19 protein-coding genes are annotated in these 19,145 nt (G+C 63.7%); 10 read left to right on the plus strand and 9 right to left on the minus strand.

The genetic code is table 11. The features are described 5' to 3' along the window. The first annotated feature begins 111 nt into the window (after positions 1-111). Together RQG77_RS14980 and RQG77_RS14985 are read left to right on the plus strand one after the other, a co-directional pair. Positions 112-438 (plus strand): hypothetical protein, encoded by a 327-nt coding sequence (locus RQG77_RS14980; protein ID WP_311245437.1) that lies wholly within the window; start codon positions 112-114, stop codon positions 436-438. A 14-nt stretch (positions 439-452) separates the two neighbouring features. After that, entirely contained in the window at positions 453-911 is a 459-nt protein-coding gene (locus RQG77_RS14985; RefSeq protein ID WP_311245438.1) for a hypothetical protein, read from the plus strand. Between the two features lie 62 nt (positions 912-973). Here RQG77_RS14985 and RQG77_RS14990 read toward each other — a convergent pair whose 3' ends face one another. From RQG77_RS14990 to RQG77_RS15015, 6 genes are read right to left on the minus strand one after another with little or no spacing between them, the layout of a single operon-like run. Continuing rightward, the gene (locus RQG77_RS14990; protein WP_311245439.1) at positions 974-1,534 is read right to left on the minus strand and encodes an SLOG family protein; all 561 of its coding nucleotides are present in this window, start codon (positions 1,532-1,534) and stop codon (positions 974-976) included. Beyond that, positions 1,531-1,980, minus strand: coding sequence for a hypothetical protein (locus RQG77_RS14995; RefSeq protein WP_311245440.1), 450 nt, complete (start codon positions 1,978-1,980; stop codon positions 1,531-1,533). Before RQG77_RS14995 ends, RQG77_RS14990 begins: the two co-directional genes overlap by 4 nt. After that, the gene (locus RQG77_RS15000; protein WP_311245441.1) at positions 1,977-2,435 is read right to left on the minus strand and encodes a hypothetical protein; all 459 of its coding nucleotides are present in this window, start codon (positions 2,433-2,435) and stop codon (positions 1,977-1,979) included. The genes RQG77_RS14995 and RQG77_RS15000 overlap by 4 nt, the downstream gene beginning before the upstream one ends. Beyond that, entirely contained in the window at positions 2,432-2,854 is a 423-nt protein-coding gene (locus tag RQG77_RS15005) for a hypothetical protein (protein ID WP_311245442.1), read from the minus strand. The genes RQG77_RS15000 and RQG77_RS15005 overlap by 4 nt, the downstream gene beginning before the upstream one ends. Before the next feature lie 31 nt (positions 2,855-2,885). Beyond that, positions 2,886-3,056 (minus strand): hypothetical protein, encoded by a 171-nt coding sequence (locus RQG77_RS15010; protein WP_311245443.1) that lies wholly within the window; start codon positions 3,054-3,056, stop codon positions 2,886-2,888. Between the two features lie 23 nt (positions 3,057-3,079). Continuing rightward, positions 3,080-4,117, minus strand: a complete 1,038-nt coding sequence (locus RQG77_RS15015) for an ATP-grasp domain-containing protein (protein WP_311245444.1) — start codon at positions 4,115-4,117, stop codon at positions 3,080-3,082. A 218-nt stretch (positions 4,118-4,335) separates the two neighbouring features. On the opposite strand from RQG77_RS15015, the gene RQG77_RS15020 reads away from it, so the two are divergent. From RQG77_RS15020 to RQG77_RS15030, 3 genes are read left to right on the plus strand one after another with little or no spacing between them, the layout of a single operon-like run. After that, positions 4,336-4,713 carry a hypothetical protein gene (locus RQG77_RS15020; protein WP_311245445.1) on the plus strand — a complete coding sequence of 126 codons (378 nt, stop codon included), beginning with the start codon at positions 4,336-4,338 and terminating at the stop codon, positions 4,711-4,713. Between the two features lie 58 nt (positions 4,714-4,771). Then, on the plus strand, positions 4,772-5,749 hold the full coding sequence (locus RQG77_RS15025) for a hypothetical protein (RefSeq protein WP_311245446.1): 978 nt from the start codon (positions 4,772-4,774) through the stop codon (positions 5,747-5,749). After that, positions 5,746-6,003, plus strand: coding sequence for a hypothetical protein (locus RQG77_RS15030; RefSeq protein WP_311245447.1), 258 nt, complete (start codon positions 5,746-5,748; stop codon positions 6,001-6,003). The genes RQG77_RS15025 and RQG77_RS15030 overlap by 4 nt, the downstream gene beginning before the upstream one ends. A gap of 606 nt (positions 6,004-6,609) precedes the next feature. Here RQG77_RS15030 and RQG77_RS15035 read toward each other — a convergent pair. Further along, a complete protein-coding gene (locus tag RQG77_RS15035) occupies positions 6,610-7,473 on the minus strand; it encodes a replication protein RepA (protein ID WP_311245448.1) in 864 nt (287 codons plus the stop codon). A 503-nt stretch (positions 7,474-7,976) separates the two neighbouring features. On the opposite strand from RQG77_RS15035, the gene RQG77_RS15040 reads away from it, so the two are divergent. Then, entirely contained in the window at positions 7,977-8,897 is a 921-nt protein-coding gene (locus RQG77_RS15040) for a ParA family protein (RefSeq protein WP_311245449.1), read from the plus strand. A 185-nt stretch (positions 8,898-9,082) separates the two neighbouring features. Beyond that, entirely contained in the window at positions 9,083-9,418 is a 336-nt protein-coding gene (locus tag RQG77_RS15045) for a hypothetical protein (protein WP_311245450.1), read from the plus strand. A gap of 17 nt (positions 9,419-9,435) precedes the next feature. On the opposite strand, the gene RQG77_RS15050 is transcribed toward RQG77_RS15045, so the two are convergent. Together RQG77_RS15050 and RQG77_RS15055 are read right to left on the minus strand one after the other, a co-directional pair. Further along, positions 9,436-11,313: a hypothetical protein gene (locus RQG77_RS15050; RefSeq protein WP_311245451.1), complete on the minus strand. Its 1,878-nt coding sequence runs from the start codon at positions 11,311-11,313 to the stop codon at positions 9,436-9,438. A gap of 257 nt (positions 11,314-11,570) precedes the next feature. Continuing rightward, positions 11,571-12,065, minus strand: coding sequence for a hypothetical protein (locus RQG77_RS15055; RefSeq protein WP_311245452.1), 495 nt, complete (start codon positions 12,063-12,065; stop codon positions 11,571-11,573). Positions 12,066-13,024: 959 nt separating this feature from the next. Between RQG77_RS15055 and RQG77_RS15060 the strand changes: the two genes are divergently transcribed. The 3 genes from RQG77_RS15060 to RQG77_RS15070 all read left to right on the plus strand — a co-directional run bounded on the left by RQG77_RS15060 (position 13,025) and on the right by RQG77_RS15070 (position 18,504). Continuing rightward, positions 13,025-14,707 (plus strand): phage/plasmid primase, P4 family, encoded by a 1,683-nt coding sequence (locus tag RQG77_RS15060; protein ID WP_311245453.1) that lies wholly within the window; start codon positions 13,025-13,027, stop codon positions 14,705-14,707. Between the two features lie 27 nt (positions 14,708-14,734). After that, positions 14,735-15,277, plus strand: coding sequence for a hypothetical protein (locus tag RQG77_RS15065; protein WP_311245454.1), 543 nt, complete (start codon positions 14,735-14,737; stop codon positions 15,275-15,277). 113 nt (positions 15,278-15,390) lie between these two features. Continuing rightward, entirely contained in the window at positions 15,391-18,504 is a 3,114-nt protein-coding gene (locus tag RQG77_RS15070; RefSeq protein WP_311245455.1) for a putative Ig domain-containing protein, read from the plus strand. Positions 18,505-19,145 lie beyond the last annotated feature (641 nt).

A 19,145-nucleotide genomic window follows, 5' to 3' on the forward strand; every position in this document is an offset into this window, starting at 1 on the left:
CGGGGGTTGCTGGACGGAAACACCAGATGGTGTACTCTCAACCCATCGGGCTCACGCACTAGGCGAGAACCCACGACGCGTCCGCATCTAGGCGGACGGAATGGAATGATGATGAGCGTTATCTTCGTGTCCGTGAACCAGTCCTATGACGAGGACGGCATGACGGCTGATCAGCTCGCCACCGTGGCTCATCGAGCATGGCCGATCACCCTCGCAACCGGGCAGCGAATGGACCATCTGGTCGCTGTCTACGCGGGACAGCCGCTGATGGCGTGGCCTGTACTCGACGCCTACGCAACCGATGAGACCTACCAGACCAACGGTGGTCCTCGACCTCGGATCGGCTTCGCGTTGGGCGGACCCGTCCCCGTGCGACCGGAGTGGAACATCCCACTCGACAACATGCGCCGCGGCGTGATGTTCGACTCGAACCTCTGAGACAGGAGAAGACGATGCAGAACTGGACCTACACGAGCCCGTACGGCGTCACCAGGACGACTTCGCTGACTCTCGCCTGGTATCTCGACGGGGTCTCGATGAGCGACCAGTACGACGCATTCGATCGCACGGCTCATGAACTGTTCGACGAGTGGATGCGCAAGTACGGCCAGGCCGATGCTCTCCTGCCCATCTTCTGGCAGGTCGCCGAGGCTGGTGAGCCGGCACCGTTCCAGAATCACCCGCTTATGCGTGACCACACGTTCCTCGACGAGTGGTCTGACCCAGTCGACGCGGACACAGGCGAGCCGATCAACTGGCTGACCCTTCCGGTTGCCGATGGCGTGTGGCGTGAAACGGAGACGACCAAGGGCGGGTTCCTGCAGGAGGCGACCGGATGGAAGCCGAGCGCGCTTCAGCCTTCCGTCTCTGCTGCCGCCCTCCGCGCCGCAGCAGACTCCCTCAGGCACTGAGAAGAAGAGACCCCCACCGCCGCGAGGCAGTGGGGGTCTCTTCTTCGTTGCGGATGCTGACCTCAGAATGGCAGCCACGCGTCCGTCATCATCATCGATCCTGCAGGACCGAGAGTGATCCGCTTCTGTGCAGCGTCGCGCTGCAGTAGCTCAGCACCTCGATCTCCGAAGGGGAAGAACTGACGACCCCACACGACGAGTGTCGGGATGCCTGCCTCCTTGGCCTTCGTCGCACAGTCCCAGGTGCCGCGAGAGGTGTTCTTCGGGTCCTCCCCCGGCGCCAGCTGGATGCCGTGCGTGGGGAAGGCCAGACACAGATCAGCGCCCGCCGCGATCATGGCGGAGTTCCGACGATGACCGGCGAGCTTGCAGGTGGCGTTCCGGCGATCCCACTCAGGGCACTTCTCGGTGTGGACGTTCCACTGAGCGGGGACTGCTTCGATGTCGAATCCGAGTTCCGCAGCCGCGGCCGCCACGAGGGTATCTGCACCTCGAGCCGCTCCGTGCCGAAGTCGAGCCGGCCCGTTGCCGATCAGGGCGAGTCCAGCGTTCAGTGCATCCGTGGATGCCTGAGCATCGGACCAGTCACGGCTTCCTGTCATCAGGATCGTGACGGCGCTCATCGATCGAACACCCAGACGCTCAGGAGGTCGTCGCCATACGGCGCGACACAGATCGCTTCATACTCGGTCGTGACGACGGGCGTGAAGCCGGCGTACCAGAGACGTGTCTCTCCGAGGAAGACCGAGCGCTTCTTCCGCTCGGCATCCACGCGTCGACCCATGCCGCTGATCTCGCGCAGCTCCACGCTGATGGTGGTGTCGGAACGGTGAATGGCGAGGAGCGCCCTCATCGTGTCGATCGGCTCATCGTGATGAGACCGCATCCACTTCTTCAGAGAGATGTCCGTGGCGGGCTGCGCGAGCGTGTGCTCGATGATCGATGCCCAATGCAGCGACACGTCGTCGCCGGCTTCTCGGAGGTTCACCTGGATCGCTGAGACGGCCTGTCGCAGCGCATCGGGGTCGGCCAGGAGGTTGTAGCTCTTCAGCTGCTCTGCGTCGCTCACGCGGCCTCCTGTTCCTTCAGTCGTTCCCATACGGGCATGCCTCCGTCGTCGCGGAGCTTCGAGAACACGAGCCGCCCTGGGGTGTCGATGTGGCTCCCGAAGTGGGACCACCCTTCCGGCGCCTCGAAGATCCCGCCGCTGCCGACCGCCAGCCAGCGAGGTGAGACGTTCAGGACGTCGGCGAATCGCTGGAACTCTTCGGGCGAGGCCGCGTTGCGGGTGGACAGAAGCAGCTCGCCCCATCGCTGGGCGGTGAAGCCTGCCGCCTCGCGCTTCTTCCACAGCTGTTCGATGCTGAAGTGCTCGTAGAACCGCTGCTCAGCGGCTCCTGCGCGAGCGCGGTACGCGACGTCGGCAGCATGCTGGACGACATCGGTGATCCGCAGTGTTTCGGGATCGTCCGCGAACGTGAGGGTGTCGGGCACGGTGGTCTCCTTCGTGGTGCTGTCGGTCATCGGGTGCTCACATGCTCCAGGCGGGCAGCGAGCTTGGTTCGGTACAGGTCCATGACCTTCTCGTGGTCCATTCCCCACACGATCACCGCGTGGTCCGTGGAGTTGTCCTCCGCGTCGACGATGCGGACGTCCGGTGCGAACGTCCAGACCGTCTCTCGACGCTCGGAGTGGTCGCCGAGTACTCCATCTCGACCGATCTGCTGAGTGATCGACAGACGCGTGCGCCTGATCGAGTCGAGGTCGGCAGCGATCGGGACGGTCTCGACGGCGTAGGCGCCGGGAGCTCCGAAGGCGTTCAGCGTCTTCGCGATGCTGTCAGCGACGCTCTCGTCGAACGAAGCCACCACGTTCTGGCATCCCTCGTGATCGAAGTTCTCCTGGACGACGAAGAGTTTCGCCGGAGTCTTATCGGTGGTCATGATGCACGCTCCTGGATGGTGACGGTGACGCTCATGCGAGCTGCTCTGCGATGCGGGCACGCTGCTGGTGTCTCACCAGGCGTCGATGCATGGGCTTGTACTCGCCCTGCCCGCAGCTCGGGCAGCCACCGTGGGCGCCGCAGTTCTTCGGGTGCTTCCCGGAACGGGGGCGACCACGCTGGTCGCGATCGGAATGGGCCATGGTCGTACTCCTTCGGTTCGAGGTCAGGCTGCGGGGCAAAGGTCCACGTACCCGCGATCCATAGCCCAGACGAGGGCGGATGTGACGAGCCACGGGTCAGACGCGTACAGCCCGGAGTTGGGGATCGAGTTCATTTCGACGATCACCGGAGAATCGGTGGCCGCGTTCATGGCGACATCGATGACGACGGTGCCTCCGTACTGCTTCGCGACGGTCCGGCCGAAGTCGAGCAGACGAGAGACGACGTCGGGGCGGTCTTCCACCTCCCCGGGTCCGTACTGTCCCAGGTGACCTCGGACACGACGGACACGAGTGTCGAAAGGCTGTCCTTCCACTCGATCGAGAGGCGTGAACTCCTCGACGCAGCCGGCGCCGGAGACGACCTGTCCGTCGACGATGAAGAGGCGGTACTCGAACTCCATGGGAATGACGTCCTGCGCCATGACGGCATCCTGCACACCCTCGAGGCGGATGAACGTCCAGTCCATCGTCTCCAGAAGCCGCTCGCGAATGACGTTCGGGTCGCGGTCGAGCTCGATCGCCCAGATACCGTTCTTGTGCCCCATCGCCTTGACGATCCCGGTCTTGACGCCGTGGTGACGGTGACGGCTGGCGAGCCAGTGGATCACGTCATCCTCGATCGAGGCGACGTTGAGACCACCGACCTTGATTCCGCGACCGCCGTGCTCCACCACGAGTGGGTGTCCGGCGAGGGGGTCACTGGCGTGGTGTCCACCCTGCTCCTGAATGGTGACGCTGCCGAGGCGCCGAGCCATCTCAGCCGCAGTCCACGGCGCGCTGTCGGTGCCAGGCTCCTTCAGCTCGAGGTCGCCGCCAGTCGCGCGATAGGCGGCCGAGATGCGACTCGCGTCCTCATAGTGGTCCTCCACGTCAGAAGACGGGTCAGCATCGCCGAGCAAGCCGGGGAATGCGGATTCGACGTCGGCGTGGATCTCCCGAGCTCGAGCCTTCTTCAGCTCTGACCAGTCTTCCGGGATGCCGGGGTTCGGTCGCAGGCGTCCGGAGAAGAGCTGGATGTTGCGCGCGGTCACTGCGTTCATGAGTCTGCTCCTGCGTGAAGTCGTCGTGTCTCCCGCGCGGATCGCGCGAGCCTCACCCTCTCCCCCGACACGGCTGTGCCGTGCAGAGTACGAAGACCCTGTTCTCCCCACTGGTGGAGCGGGAGTTCAGCCGCACACACATGGCACAACCGTGGTTCCACTGGTACGATTATCCTCATATCTGAGGGAATATCGAATTTTTGACGGGAACCGACTACATGGCTGTTGCAGCAACGACGAAGGCTCCGGAACGCATCCGCAAGTGGATGCGCCTTCACGCCGACACCGTGAAGAACGTCGAGTACTGGCGCAACAAGCGCGAGATGACCGAGCAGGAGTACCTCGAGCTCGCCGTCGAAGAGAAGATCGCCAGGGAGAACGGCGACTTCGATGTCCCCGACCTTCTCGTGCAGCGACAGAATCAGATCCTCGACGCGCTGCTTGCCTTCGCGACGAGCAACGCCAATCTGGAGCGCGTTGTCGTCAGTGGCTTCGACTCGCTACTTGGTCTGACCCGCGGCGACAGCTACCTCACCGACGCCGAGGACGGTGAGCTGAGCTTCGCGGACACCGCATCCCAGGTAGCCGGCGGCTAGGCCCACCTCTCCCCCACCATTCACACCACCCGAACCTCTATGAACGGATGATCGACCAATGAGCTTCATGGACCTGGCTATGGAGAGGCATCACGTTCCCTCCGTCGAGGACGTGGCGATCACTCTGCCCCCGCGCCGAGAGCCCTCGGCGGCCGAGAGTGCCGCGCAGCAGCGTGACGGAGGCCAGCATGGCGGCGCTGCGGAAGGCTCGCCCGCCGGCAGCGACACTCACTCCGACTCCCCCGCCGGCGCAAACAGCGAACCTCAGCCTCAGCGTGACGAGCCCGACGAGGGCGAGCACACCGATTCCACTTCCGAGCAGGTCGCACGCAGGCAGGAACAGAAAGCCTCGCTGCCAGAGGAGGAGCCGGAGGCGGCTGCAGCAGACGATGACGCAATCGATGCCGATGAAGAATTCGTGGAAGAGCCCGAACCTGTCCGGTCCACTCCGCTGCAGCTCCACGAGGTGACGGGCTCGTCGCCGCTGGAGTTCAAGAAGCTACCTGGAGGCGCCTTCTACGGGAAGGACGCCAAGCTCACGACCGTGAAGCGCATCCCCGCCGCTACCGTCGATCGCCTTCGCATGCTTCTCGCTGACGTTACCGGCGGCGACTTCGCGGCTCAGATCTCCGCTCCGGCCCTCATGACGGCGTTCATCGCCGCGAAGGCCGGCATGGACTTCGAGTTGGATGAGAACACGCAGGCAGCGATGGAGGCGTTCCGGTCGACGGACCAGAGAGTCTCAGCAGTCGAGGAGAAGGTCGATCAGGTGCTCCAGCACATCGACCAGCTCGCTCACGCGACCCACCAGTCCCTCAAACGGGCAGCGGAGACGGGCAAGACCGTCGACGTCCTCGACTTCTCGATGTCGTACCTCATCGCTGACCGCGTGGCTCATCTGACGACGCCGGACATCGACGAGACGAACGTCAACGTGACCCAGAAGAAGGTGCTCTCAACGCGGAGCCGTATCCGCGAGCAGAGCGCCTCGCAGCGCAAGATCGAGCAGGAACGCAACGAACGGAGCAGGGCATGACCACTCAGCAGATCGACAAGCAGATCACCGGGGCGGCACCCGGAGCGCCTGGTGCCCCACTGGCGGATGTCCTCCGCGCAACAGAGGCTGCGGAGCTCGTCAGTGCCAACATCCTCATCGAGGCTAGGCACCTCGCGGAGGATCGCTCACGCGGCGTGCGAACGGTCGAGCAGGAGCAGCGGCTGGAAGATGCGCGCCGCGATCTCGATGCGGCCGAGGCCTTCGAGAGTGCGCTCGAGAACGGTGACGTGTAGCCCGCTCCCCCACCACAGCGAAAACCCCCCGGATACCAACCGGGGGGTTTTCATTTCCGTTCGAAAACGAGCGGATCCTTCTCGCAAAGCCAGTCACGAAAGGGTGTGCCCAGTCTACCGGAAACCCTTGACAGCGTGACCGCCTGTTTCCCCTCGCCCGGTCGCACCAAGGCTGAAGCGCCACCAGATGACCCCAGCGCCACCAGATGACCCCACAGCGCCCAACACTGCAGAATCCGAGACCGCGCCACCAGATGACCCCACCCGCCCGATAGCGGCCATCAGTCGTAAACGACCGGCGCTCAGCCCCGCGATTCCGCGGGTGCTTGACCCTGACCAGGCGTGAGTATCCGCGTGATTCCGAGGTTCGTCCTGGCAAGCGCCACCAGATGACCCCAGGGCGTCATCGAGCCTCATTGCCGCCCGCGCCACCAGATGACCCCACGGATTATCGGTGACCGATGAGACACCCGCCACCAGATGACCCCGCGATTTCCCGTGGAACCCGGGGGAAGCGCCACCAGATGATCCCACTTTCGCGGTGTCTCGACGCGAGGGGTGCCACCAGATGACCCCACGGAATTCCGCGGAAATTGAGGCTCTGAGCTACGCGGCAGCGTCTGGCTTCGGGGCGATCGCCTTCGCCGGCCGCCCAGACTGCACATGCTTGAGTGCGGGACGCATGATGATTCCGTCATCGACGAAGTCGACGTCGAGCTGCGGGTAGACCGCAGCCACCTCCTTCAACGCCTTGGTGAATGGTGCCTTGAAGGCACGAGCGCGACCGTACTGGGAGCCGAACTGCGAGTAGAGATCGTCCCAAGTGAGCTTCGTAGGCGCCTCGAGACTGTGCATCTTGTATGCCGCCCAGAGGTAGACATCGATTCGGAGCGGGCTGCCGCCGAGGGTGCGCAGCGCCTTCAGGTCGACCGGGACAGGCTCTTTCATGATCGAGTCGTAGAAGCCAGGCGACAGGCGGACTACAGAGCCCCAGAGGCCATCGTCACCTTCAGATTCGTCGTTCGCCCACCAGAGCGTGTAGCCGTCTGCCACGGTGTGGAACTCGGCGGCCGTCCCCTCCCCCGAACCCGTCTTGTCTCTCATGTGGACCGAGAGATGGGCACTGAAGAGCGCAGCGAGCTGCTCCTTGACGACACGGTTCGTTCGCCCGCTGTACTCGACGCCGAGCTTCGAAAGGAACGAGCGCATGCTGTTGCCGAGATCGATGACGGGGCTCCTGGAGAGGAACGCCTCCGTCGAGACATACGTGAGCGCGAGACGCGGGTAGACGCCGTACGGGTATCGCTCCACCTTCTCGGGCTGACCGGGCAACTGGAAGAGACCAGGCCGCATCGTGAGAGTGATGTTCCCATCGGTGCGCTCGATGAAGGGCTTGTCCCCTGGGTTCCGCTGCGGAAGAGATACCTGAGCGAACAGGCGAGTCGAGTAACCGACGCTTCCACCGGTCATCCCAGGCAGGATCAGGCTCGTCTTCGGGGCGTCAGCGGGCTTCGCGACCTCCGCAGGGTGGCCAGCATCGTTCGAGGCGGCGCTGGAGCGCGCGCGTGGCCGTCCATTCGATGGCGTTGAGCCGTTTGATGATGTAGCCATCTCGTCAGTCCCCGTCTCCCCTGCTGTAGTTCATTCTCTCGCGTGCTCGAGCCACCAAGTCGCTCCAAAGGCGGCGTGTCCGGGCTCAGACACGATTGATTACAACGGTTCATATGTACACATCGTGTGCATACATTGCTTACATCGTGATTCGGGCGCCCAACTTCGCCTGTTTCACTGCTGTGTACTATGTTTACGATGTATGCGTACGTTGCAATCGATGCTTTCGAAGCACTCGAAGCGTTGAACACGTACATTGCTTACGAAGCAATGATTGCTTCATACTCAGCGTGGCCGCGACGTTGAAGCTGGTTCGGCTGTGACACTGGGGGATACCTGCACATCGCACCGAAGGATTTCCAATGGCTGTTGACCGATCTGTCCTCAATCGAGTGATCGCCGTCATGAACGGGAAGGGCGGGGTGTTGAAGACCACGCTCACCTGCAACGTCGCCGGGATGCTGGCGGCCAGCGGGTACAGAGTCCTGGTCGTGGACATGGACCCGCAGGGCAACTGTGCTGATGACCTGGGCTACGACACGAACCCTGAACAGGACGCAGGCCTGAGCCTCGCTCAGTCGTTGATGTTCGATGCGGATCCGAAGCTACTTCGTGGTGTGCGAGAGAACCTCGACGTTCTCCAGGGGGGACGGCAGCTGCACATGGCGGCATCAGGTCTCGCGTCACACGTCCAGCAGCCGAAGGGGCGTGACTGGCGGCTGTCGTTGGCACGAGTGCTAGAGAAGGTCGCGAACGACTACGACATGATCCTGATCGATTGCCCGCCGGGGGAGCACGTCTTGCAGACGAACGCAGTCGCAGCAGCCCGGTACGTCCTCGTGCCGTACAAGCCGGACAAGTCGAGTCAGAAGGGCCTCTACGACATCACGGATCGGTTCGAGTCTGTCATGGACATCAACCCCGATATCGACCTGCTGGGATGCGTCATCGTCGATATCGAGAAGCAGGCGACCAAGGTTCGTCGCGACGCACGCGAAGACGTTATGAAGGCCTTCGGCGGCGACGGAAGTGCGATCTTCGAGAACATCATTCGTCATTCGACGCCATCGGCGGTGAGAGCGCGTCAAGAGGGGAAGCTCGCGTTCGAGCTCGAGGCGCAGGCAAAGACCGGACCATCTTGGTGGCAGATCAGACGCGGCGAGGCCGATGCCACGGCGGCTATGCCTGCATCGGTTGACAAGCTGGCTGCGGATCTTCACGCAGTTGGCAAAGAGATGATCGAACGTCTCGCAGAGAAGGAAGCGGAACTGGTGGGCGCATGACCGAACCACGTGCGAACCTAGCCTTCCTCCAGAAGAAGAATCGACCCGCGATGTCTCCTGCGCCGGAGGACGCTGAATCCGCCGAGTCAGGGGATAGGACACTCACTCTTGGGCGGCGGCCAAGCATGCCCCCTTCTGTGATCCCCGAGCCCGAAGACGTCAGTCCGCAGGTGGAGTCTGCAGCAATGCCGGCCGCGCCGGTTACCACGGCGGCCGCGCAGCCGTCTCGACCTTCGTTCGACGCGCCACCTCGTACTCAGCCGACCACGCAGACGCTCGAGGAGGCTCAACAGGCCGCCGACGAGGTGATTATCCCGGTCACGGTGAGAATCCGGACAGGGACCCGTAATCGCGCACGTGAGGCATACCGCGTGACGAACTATCAGGAGGGCGACGAGTCCTTCGGGCATTTCGTCGACATTGCAATCCTGCGTGAAATTGCTCGACGGGAGCAGCTCCACAACGGCGGGCATCCGTACCAGGGGAGCGCGTCGCCGCTTCGTCCTGGTCGATCAATCTGATCGAACCCGATGTGGGACTACGCGGCGAGCTCTTCGTCGCGTAGCAGCTGCAGTGCGCCGGCCTTCACGTAGCGCATCGCCATCTGATGGTCAGCTCGATCGTCGGCGTTTCGAGGGTAGGCCGGCCACGCATCGGTATCACCTCGCTCATCGCTGAGTCGGAACCTGACCTGACCGGTGTCTGGTCTACGACGCTGCTTCGGTGACCGACCAGCACGGAAGGTCGTTTCGGCGAGCCACCATGCCCACAGGGTGCGTTCGTCAGCGTAGTTCTGCTCGCGCTGAGCGAGGATGCCGCTCACTCCGAGCTTCATAGCCACTCGGTGTCGGAAGTCCTTGAGACGGCGGCGCCATCCCTCTGCAGTACTCACCACGAGCGAGTGTCTCTTGAGTCGCGTGAGTGCAGCGAGGAGACGGCCGCGGGGGAGACCCGAGCGTTCTGCGATGCTGTCTGGATGCGCGGCCGCCGTCTGAAGCGCCTCATATGCGCGCCGTGCGGTGGGTCCGAGACCTGCTCGGGTGAAGACGTCGCTCCTGCCTGCATTGAGGAGATCCTCAAGTGAACGCAGAACAGCGGCTCTGACGTCGAAGAGCTGCTCTGGGGGGCGGGCGTTCGAAGTGTGATGTGGCCCGACATGTAGGTGTGCTGTGGAGAACTTCTCTGCGACCCTCCAGACCGCAGCTTCAGCACCCTCTGCGTAGCGAACTCTCGAGATCCATTCGCCCGCGCTGAGGCGACGCAGAGAGCGATCGACGGTGGTCGAAGGGATGCCGGTGACAATGGCGATCGTGCGGATCGATGCGGTGACGTTGCGCTGCCCCGACCGCACAGCCATCCACACCAGGGCCGCCAGGACGCTGCTGTCGTGGAGATCGGACTCCGCACGGGCCCAGCGGCCAGGAGAGACCCGGAAGGCATTCAGCATCGCCTCAGCGCTGTCGACGATTCCAGTCAGTTCGGTGAGGTCACGTGGTGCGCGCTTCTCGGTGTACTTCACTCGAGTCCCGGCCCACCGCAGTGCCGCTGCCCACTGGCGCTCGAGTCGAGCGCGAGCCTCCTTGGGGCGGCGAGGTACGCGGCGGCCGCCCTCTGCTGAGTTCTCGGTGCGGTAGTGCTCCATGCCTGGGGCTGTCTTGGCGGCTTCCTCGACGTCGGCGAAGCTCCAGCCCGCAAGGGCGGCCGCGAGAAGGCATCTGTATCCGTTGTTGGAGGGGTCATACCCGCCTCCAACAGCCTGCATGAGCTTGACCGCGTGCGGGGGAAGAGGTCGGTGAGTCTGGTGACGGCTATCGGTGGGCCCGGCCACGACGTCCTTCTCGGAGTCGATAGCCGGTCGTAGCTCACGGAAGGAGTCGATGACGCGCCGCATGTCGCTCTCGACGACGCTGGGTGTGAAAAGGACGTCCACGGGGTAGGTGTCTTCGCCCTCCATGACGGTGGAGAAGCTGCCGTCGCGGTGGGGTGATCCCGGGGGCCGCACCGCTCCGGTCACATTGTTGACGAGCATCGCCTTGTCGAGTGAGGAGAGCACGGCGCCGGCGGCGTCAGCGAGCTCCCGCATGATCTCCACCGGAATGCCGGCGAGGGGGAGCCAGACGTGGAAGCCACCGTTGCGGCTGGAACGGCATACGACGTGGGGGAGGCCCGCGCGCTGCAGGAGCCTGACGAGGACTCCGAGGTCCTCGGTCGCATCCTGGTAGGCCTCGGGCGTCTTTGCGTCGAGGTCGAAGCAGGCGTACCAGAACAGCCGGTCGATGTCGTCGGTGAGGTTGATGGTCCACGGCGTCGACGGGGCCACAGGGCCGATGGCGCTGTGAAAGTCCGGATAGCGGTGGGAAGTGAGTGTGCCGTCGGCGTCAGCACGCATCTTGTTGACGTAACGTCGCTTCACCATGGCGCGCGTGATCGACCATGCTGCCTCGATCGCATCGGTCTTCGACGGCGTGTCGAACTCGAGCAATGAGGTGAAAAGGGCGCGCTGATGGGTTACGATGGCGATACCTCCCGGTTCACCTGGTGGTACGACTAAGGATCCGGCGCCAACCGGTTCCCGAATCAACTTCACGATCTGACTTGTTTGCCGACGTGGCAGAACGTGAACACTTAGATTTGATGGCCCCCAGCTCTTCGGAGTATGGGGGCCTCAGTCTTTTAGGCGGCTGTCTGGACGGCCTCCTTCACGATTTCGAGCTGCTCAGGGATCTGAGGGCCGTTGGCGGGCATCTCAAGTGCCCTCGCGGCCAGGTAGACCATGTACTCGCCGAATCCCAGGCCCTCCTGGCGGGCGCGGCCCTTGATGACGTCGCCGAACTCGCTCAGCGGCAGCGCCTTGATCCGGCAGAATCCGTCGTCCCAGATCTTCGGCGAGGTGAACTCGAAAGGCTTGTCGCCGTCCAGGCGCATGGTGGGCTCGGGTGTGTACCAGATCATCCCCAGCTGCTCAGCGGCGAGCTTGACCATGTATTCCCCAGGCGTGAGATGGGCGACTCGTGCGAAGAGAACGATGTCGGAAGTCATCTCGGGATCGACCTTGCAGACGATGGCGGTTCGCTCGCCCTTGCTGGGGCGTCCGCGTCCGGCCTTGGTCGTGTGGGGTGCGCTGTCGTCGGCACCAGGGTTCTGGGAGTGCGCGATCGCGGTGGTCATGACTCTGAAACTAGGGTCGTTAACGGCCTGGAGCCGGTTGCGACACACTGCCGGTGCGTATTTTCCGGAAATGGGAAAAGGCGCTCCTGCGGCAGCAGCGGTTTCATCGGGCACTCGCGTGACGCTACCAGCAGTTCGTCGTATTCGCACGTTTACGAGTGAATGCGTGTTGCGCGTGTTGCCCCTGTGGTGGGCGTGAAGTGGCCAGCGCGTGACCGTTTCACGGTCAGAAACCGAGAAATCTGTTGCGTATGCGCCTCGAGATGAGGGCGTGGGCGCCAGGTGGGCATGACGCGGTCACCCAGCGGTCAGGGAGCGGACACTGCGCGCCTGCACCCGTTAGACCCTCTCATGCGCGTGGGACATGCACCAGATCGAGCGGCCGCGGGCATCTCCCCAGAGGGCGAAGAGGCAACGAGGGGCCGGACCGCACTCTGTACCTGGCCGCACCTGGAGCCCGAGCAGGTACGGCCGGGATTCAGAGAAAGGCCAGTTGAGACGGACAGAACAACGATGCGTCAGTGGATCAGGCGCGATCCCAGGCTTATACCCTCTCATCTGGACTATTTCCGCGTGTACCTGGTGGACCTGCGCTCAGCGCGAAACCTTATATGGGGGAGTGGTACGCGACTGGCCGCTGGTGCACAGAGGGGAGGCGAGGGTGAAGAGGGTCGTGTCTATCTCTTTCTATTGATCAATCAGGTACAGCAGGTACAGACCCCTCCGATGTGGCTCGAAGCCCCGGAAAACCAACGAAGGTCGGTGTACCTGGAGCTGTCACTGCAGGTAGCGAATCGGCAGGAACAAGGCAGTTACAACCGCCTGTGCACTCTTTTCTGCTCATACATGAGGGAAAACGTCGTTTCCGCGTGCTACGGTTGGTGAGCTTCACGAGGTGATACCACTCGACTTAGGTCGTGCGCCTCGGGTAGCGAGCAAAGCCACCGAAGGGACCCGCCATGGGATCAGTACGCGACGATTCAGACCAGTCAGTAACAGCAGCCGGCACCAGCTCCCTGCTGTCGGGGTTCCAGCCGACGTCGGCCGAGACGCTCATCGAGCGCACGGTGACCAAGTACCTCATGTCCATTCGCGACGATCGCTCCGTCAGCCTGGGTGATATCCGCGACGAGCTTCTTCAGCGCATCAACGCCGGGCTTGGGCTCGAGAACAAGCAGCGCAAGAACGCGTTCTCCAGCTCGCCTCCCCTAACCAAGATCCAGGCCCTGGACGAGATGACCGTTGTGCGCGTTCTCCTCGCCCGGTATCGCATCGTGGCGATCAGCCTGTCGGGATCTCGATCTCCAGATGACTGCGTGCTCGGCCTCTACCAGGAGGTCGGCCCTGACGAGGGTTTGTACGCGCTCTCCGACTCCCCGATCGCCCAACTGGCCAGCCAGGTGCGCCCCTCGTTCACCGCCAGCGCGATCGAGTCGCTGCTCAAGAGACTCCGCATGCACGCCGAGGTCGTGACGAAGACGACGGATGCGCACCTGATCCCCGTCGCCAACGGTGTCTTCGATCACGCGAAGCAGGAACTGCTCCCGTTCTCAGCCGATTGGGTCTTTCTCAAGAAGAGCCCGATCGCTTTCGACCCTTCGGCGCCGAACCCGGTCATCGACACCCCCCATGGTGATCAGTGGGATGTGGAGAGCTGGATCGAGGAGCTCTCGGACGATGAAGGTGTGCCGGAGCTGCTCTGGGAGATCATCAGCGCCGTACTCCGCCCGGGCGTGCGTTGGAACAAGGCCGCGTTCTTCCACTCGACTCGAGGGAACAACGGCAAGGGGACCCTCTGTGAGCTCATGCGCAACCTCGTGGGCCCGGGCGGACACGCTTCCATCCCGATCGCGAACTTCGGCAAGCCCTTCGCCCTCGCCGAGCTCGTCCACGCGCGAGCGATCATCACGGACGAGAACAGCGTCGGAGCGTTCGCGAAGGACCTCGGCGACTTCAAAAGTATCGTCACCGGCGATAACTTCGTGCTGGACCGAAAGTACAAAGATCCGGTGAGCGTGAGCTTCTCAGGGATGGTCATTCAGTGCGTGAACGACTTCCCGAAGAGCCGTGACAAGAGCGCGTCATACTCACGGAGGCAGGCGTTCATCCCGTTCCGGAAATCCTTCACCGGGGTGGAGCGGCAGTACATCAAGCAGGACTACCTCAAGCGCACCGACGTGCTCCAGTACGTGCTTCGACGCGCCCTGTCGATGACACACACCGAGTTCTCGAACCCGCCGGCGTGCCAGGAGCTGCTCGCGCAGTTCCAGCGCGAGAACTCTCCGGTGCGCGATTTCTGGCTGGAGTTCGAGGACGAGTTCGTCTGGCAGCTGCTCCCCACGGCGTTCCTGTACGAGCTCTTTGTGACTTGGCATCGGAAGACTCACCCATCTGGCGTTCCCAGCAACCGAAATGACTTTGCCTCCCAGCTCGTGGAGATCCTCGCCCAGAGCGATCGCTGGATCTACACCGACCCGCAGAAGAAGCATCGGCCAGGCCAGAAGCTGTCGACGCCCGAACCGCTCATCGCGGAGTGGAATCTCACGGACTGGACCAACCAGAGCTACTCCGGCCGAGACGTCGACCGGCTCTGCGTGCCCTTCCCCCTGAAGACCAACTACCTCGGCGTCGTTCGCGCCTGATCGACACCGAACCCAGAAGGAGGGCCTGTGGCCACTGAGAAGCTGTTCCCCGAGCGTCAGCGTTGCAAGAAGTGCGGGAAGGGTCTGGGCGCCAACGGGGCGCCGGTCTACCTGGGCCTCTTCGACACCCCTCGATGTGCGGGCATAGCCGAGCCGCAGAAGGACCCGTCGCAGGCGCCACGCGAGTGCAAGACCGAACGCAACGGGCGGTGGGAGTTCAAGCGTCGCTACCGCAGCGTGGGGGAGATCCCCGAGCGCATCCGGGATGACGCATCCGTCGACCACTACTGGTGCTCCAACCACTGCGGCTCCCTGCATATCGGTCACAGCCGGATCAAGCTGGACTCCGAGCAGTTCCGGATGCTGCAGTCTCCAGAGGACCTCGCAACGCTCCTGATCAAGCTCCGCGGCCACGCGACTCTCAAGCAGGTGGCCGAGGTGGCCGGCGTGCGACCGATCAGGATCCGTGAGCTCGAGGAAGGGACAGCGCACCCCGATGCTCTCGCCACTCTGTTCAAGGTGATGTTCGCGTATCGAACGCGCATGGGGATTGCGCTCCGACGGAGCTGAATTTGACACTCGTTTTCCTTGATATACGCGCGGAAACGATCGTTTCGGCTGATAGATTGAGGGGGCGCCGGGTGCCCGCCGGTCGCCCCCTCAACTGCGAGACGGAGACCCCCATGTCCGAGACCCCCGAACCAGAGGTCCCCGAGAACGACGACGAGCAGAAGCGAAAGCGAAGGCTGCTGCTGTTCGCCTTCATCGGTGCCCCGGTCGTTCTCGCGAGCTCCATCGGCTTCGTGGCTGTCACGCAGGGTGCGACTGACACCGCGCCCGCAACGTCTGTCGAGGCGGAGATCAACTCCGAGCGCGAGCCTCAGATTCGTCCCGGCGCTCTCGAGGATCCCGCGGAACTGGGCACTGCCGACCCGTCGAACAAGAGCCTCATCGACCTCATCACGAGCGAGCAGCCCCCGTCGGAGGATGTGGCGTTGCCCGTGGCGCCGACATGGCCCAGTGCGATCGTGGACGAGAAACCGACCGCCACGCCCGATGGCGGGGGAACTGACCCGGTAGCGCCCACCGTCCCTGGCGACCCGAGCGCTCCGAGCACCAACCCCGACCCGACGGACCCCACTCCGGACCCGAAGCCCACGCCCCACCCGACTCCGGATCCCACTCCCCAACCGACTCCCGACCCGCTGCCGTCCCCGGACCCGACTCCGGATCCCACGCCCACTCCGAAGCCGGAGCCATCCACTGATCCCACGCCGGCGCCCACACCTGACCCGACGCCCGGTACCGGTGGCCCGACTCCGGAGCCCAGCCCGGATCCCACCCCGGGGGAGCCTGAGCCGACCCCCGAGCCCACACCGGGTGTCCCCGAAGTCACGCCGACGCCCACGCCGGAGGATGGCGAGAAGCCGACGACCGGTGGCGAGAACAGCGAGAAGTCGCAGCTCCTGGCCGTGGCAGTCCGCCTCGAGGCGTACAAGGCGCTCATGCATGTGACGGGCGAGTTCGACATGGAAGGCGCCACTTGGCGGCTGACCCAGGGAGAGTTCCCCACGGGCATCGACATCGATCCCGTCACGGGCACGATCGCGGGGACGCCGACTTCGGCCACGGGCAGCTATCTCTTCCAGCTCGAGGTTGACAACGGCAAGAGCGTCCTGCGCGGCTGGTTCACACTCATGGTGTTCAAGGAGATCGCTCCGGAGACGCCGGGCGAGCCTGGCGACCCGGATGAGCCGGGTACGAACCCTGGAACCGGAGGGGAGGACGGGGGCACCGTCATCCCCAACCCGAACCCGGGCGACGACGGCGATGAGGGTGGGACTCCTGGTGAAGGTACGGATCCCGTCGAGCCGGGAGACCCCGAGACGCCTACAGAGCCGGTGGACCCCACGAACCCGACTGACCCTGGCGAAGGGACTGACCCCGTTGATCCTGTGGAGCCTGGTGAGGGCACGGACCCCACAGATCCCGGTACTGGCGAGCCAGGGGAGGGGACCGAACCCGTCGAGCCCGTGGACCCGACCGACCCGACCGACCCGCAGCCGGGCGACGGCACCGAGGTCGAGCCTGAGGATCCCACGATCAATCCTGGTGAGGGCGGCATCAAGATCGACAAGCTCGAGTTCACCGTTCCGACCTCCCTGGACTTCCAGGTGGGCACTGAGATCGACGTCGACCTCGCAGCAACGTCGTCGACGGGGCTCGCGATTTCGTACACCGCGAACGGACTCCCCAGCTGGCTGACATTCGTCGACGGACACCTGCGCGGGACCGTGCCGACCATCTCGGGCAGCTTCACCATCCAGCTGACAGCGAGCAACGAGAAGAACACGTCGACCAAGAGCTCCGCGATCTACGTGAACCCGAACCTGCTGGAGATGTCCACCGAGACTCTGGAACTCGACGCCGACGAGACCCAGTCGATCGAACTGCTGGCATCCAATGGTGCCAGCAACGCGAACATGATCTACACGCTGGTCAACGCGGATGGGGGCACCGTCACGCTCGACGGCGCGACGCTCACCGCGAGGTACCCCGTCGCAGGGTCGTACCGGATCCAGTTCATGGTCGAGGACGCCAACGCGCCGAAGATCAGTCGGAACACGTTCACGGTGAACGTAGAGGTCTCACCTCGTCCGATCGAGTTCTCCGCAGGGCCGTTCGCACTCACGCAGTACGTCCGGTTCGACGACAGCTTCAACGCGACGGGCGGTTGGGGCGGCTACCAGTACCGAATCGTCGACGGAGCGCTCCCCGCCGGCGTGAAGCTGGACAGCACCGGCTCCCTGAGCGGAGCGGCGCCCTCGACAGGGTCCTATAAGGTCACGATCGAGGTGAAGGACAAGGAGGGTCTGACCGCGCGTGATGAGGTCACGTTCACCGTCAAGGCGAACCCGGCCATCACACCTGCAGGATCGTTCGACACGACCAGTGGGCCAGTCGGCGGGTCAATCTCGCCCGACGGCACGCACCTCTTCGTCGTGAGTGTCGGCAGGCTCTCTGTCGTCGACGCCGCCACGAACACAGTGGTCAGGCAGACGGCGCTCAGCGTGACTCCGCGTGGGGGACAGCTCAGCCCTGATGGCACGCGATACCTGGTCCAGTCCGACGCGGTGGTACAGATCTTCGACACGGAGAGTCTGGCCAAGGTGTCCGAGATCAAGGTCAGTTCAATCAAGGACGCGGTGTGGTCGCCAGACGGGACGAAGATCCATCTCGTCCGCACGAAGACGGCCGCCTCCGTCGAGATGATCACGTACGACGTCTCGACTGGCACCAGCCTTGGAGCAGTGACCTTCGGCAAGACGGCGAACTACTGGAAGCTGACTGTCCTCGCTGATGGGCGCGTGCTCGCATCGAGCGTAGGAACGAACCAGAGCTTCGAGGTTGACCCTGAATCCGGTCTTGCGAAGGTCTTTCACGAAGGGACGACTGTGACGTCGCTGGCTATCGGACCTGACAACACGGTTTGGACGGTGAACGGTTCGACTGTCCGTCGCATCGACATTGCAACCGGCGAGGTGATTGAGTCTCACACCCTCAGCAAGGTGCAGGCGTACTCAATGACGGTCTCGCCCGACGGCCGCTGGCTGTACGTATCGGGGAACACGGAACTCATCGTGTTCGACACGCAGGAAGGCGAGGAACTCGTCCGGATCCCGATGGCCTCGGGAAGCTCGTCGCGAGTAGTCATCTCGGCTGACGGTCGGACTGTCTTCGTGACCTCTGGCTCCGGCTCGACGAGCGTCTTCAAGTTCACCTCCGCGGAGAACTGATCGAGGCGGTATAGGACACGGCCCCGGATCTCCATCCGGGGCCGTGTCCGTTTTCACTCATATACGCGCGAAAACGGCACTTTCGACTGATAAAGTCATGATGTGTCATACCCGATGGCGCGCCCCATCGATAGGGAGATGATGCATGTCCGAGACTGTCGACGACGATCAGAAGAAGCGCAAACGCCGACTCCTCGCTCTGGCCTTCATCGGCGTGCCAGTCCTGGTTGCAAGCTCTGTGGGGATCGTGGCGGCTACGCAGGGAGCCGACGACGTTGCGCCTATCACGGCATCCGACCAGGTGGACCAGGGAGACGAGGCGCATATTCGTCCCGGCGGCCTCGAGGAGACGACTCTTGACTCATCAAAGGCGCCCGCACCGCACTCGCTGCTGGACGCCGTTACGGACGACGAGGCGTTTGTGGTGGAGCCCATGTGGCCAGGTGCGACGCTGCGCCCGTCTCCCTCTTCGCCGCTGACCCAGTCGCCGGCTGAGGATGAGGCTGCCGTCACCCCCACGACCCCGGTGACCCCCACACCGGATCCTGCACCTTCGGTCGAGCCAACACCTGGCCCAGAACCTGTTCCGACGCCTGCTCCCACACCGACGCCTGCTCCCACACCGACGCCTGCTCCCACAC

This window comes from Microbacterium sp. WCS2018Hpa-23 (assembly GCF_031843845.1).
Lineage (GTDB): Bacteria > Actinomycetota > Actinomycetes > Actinomycetales > Microbacteriaceae > Microbacterium.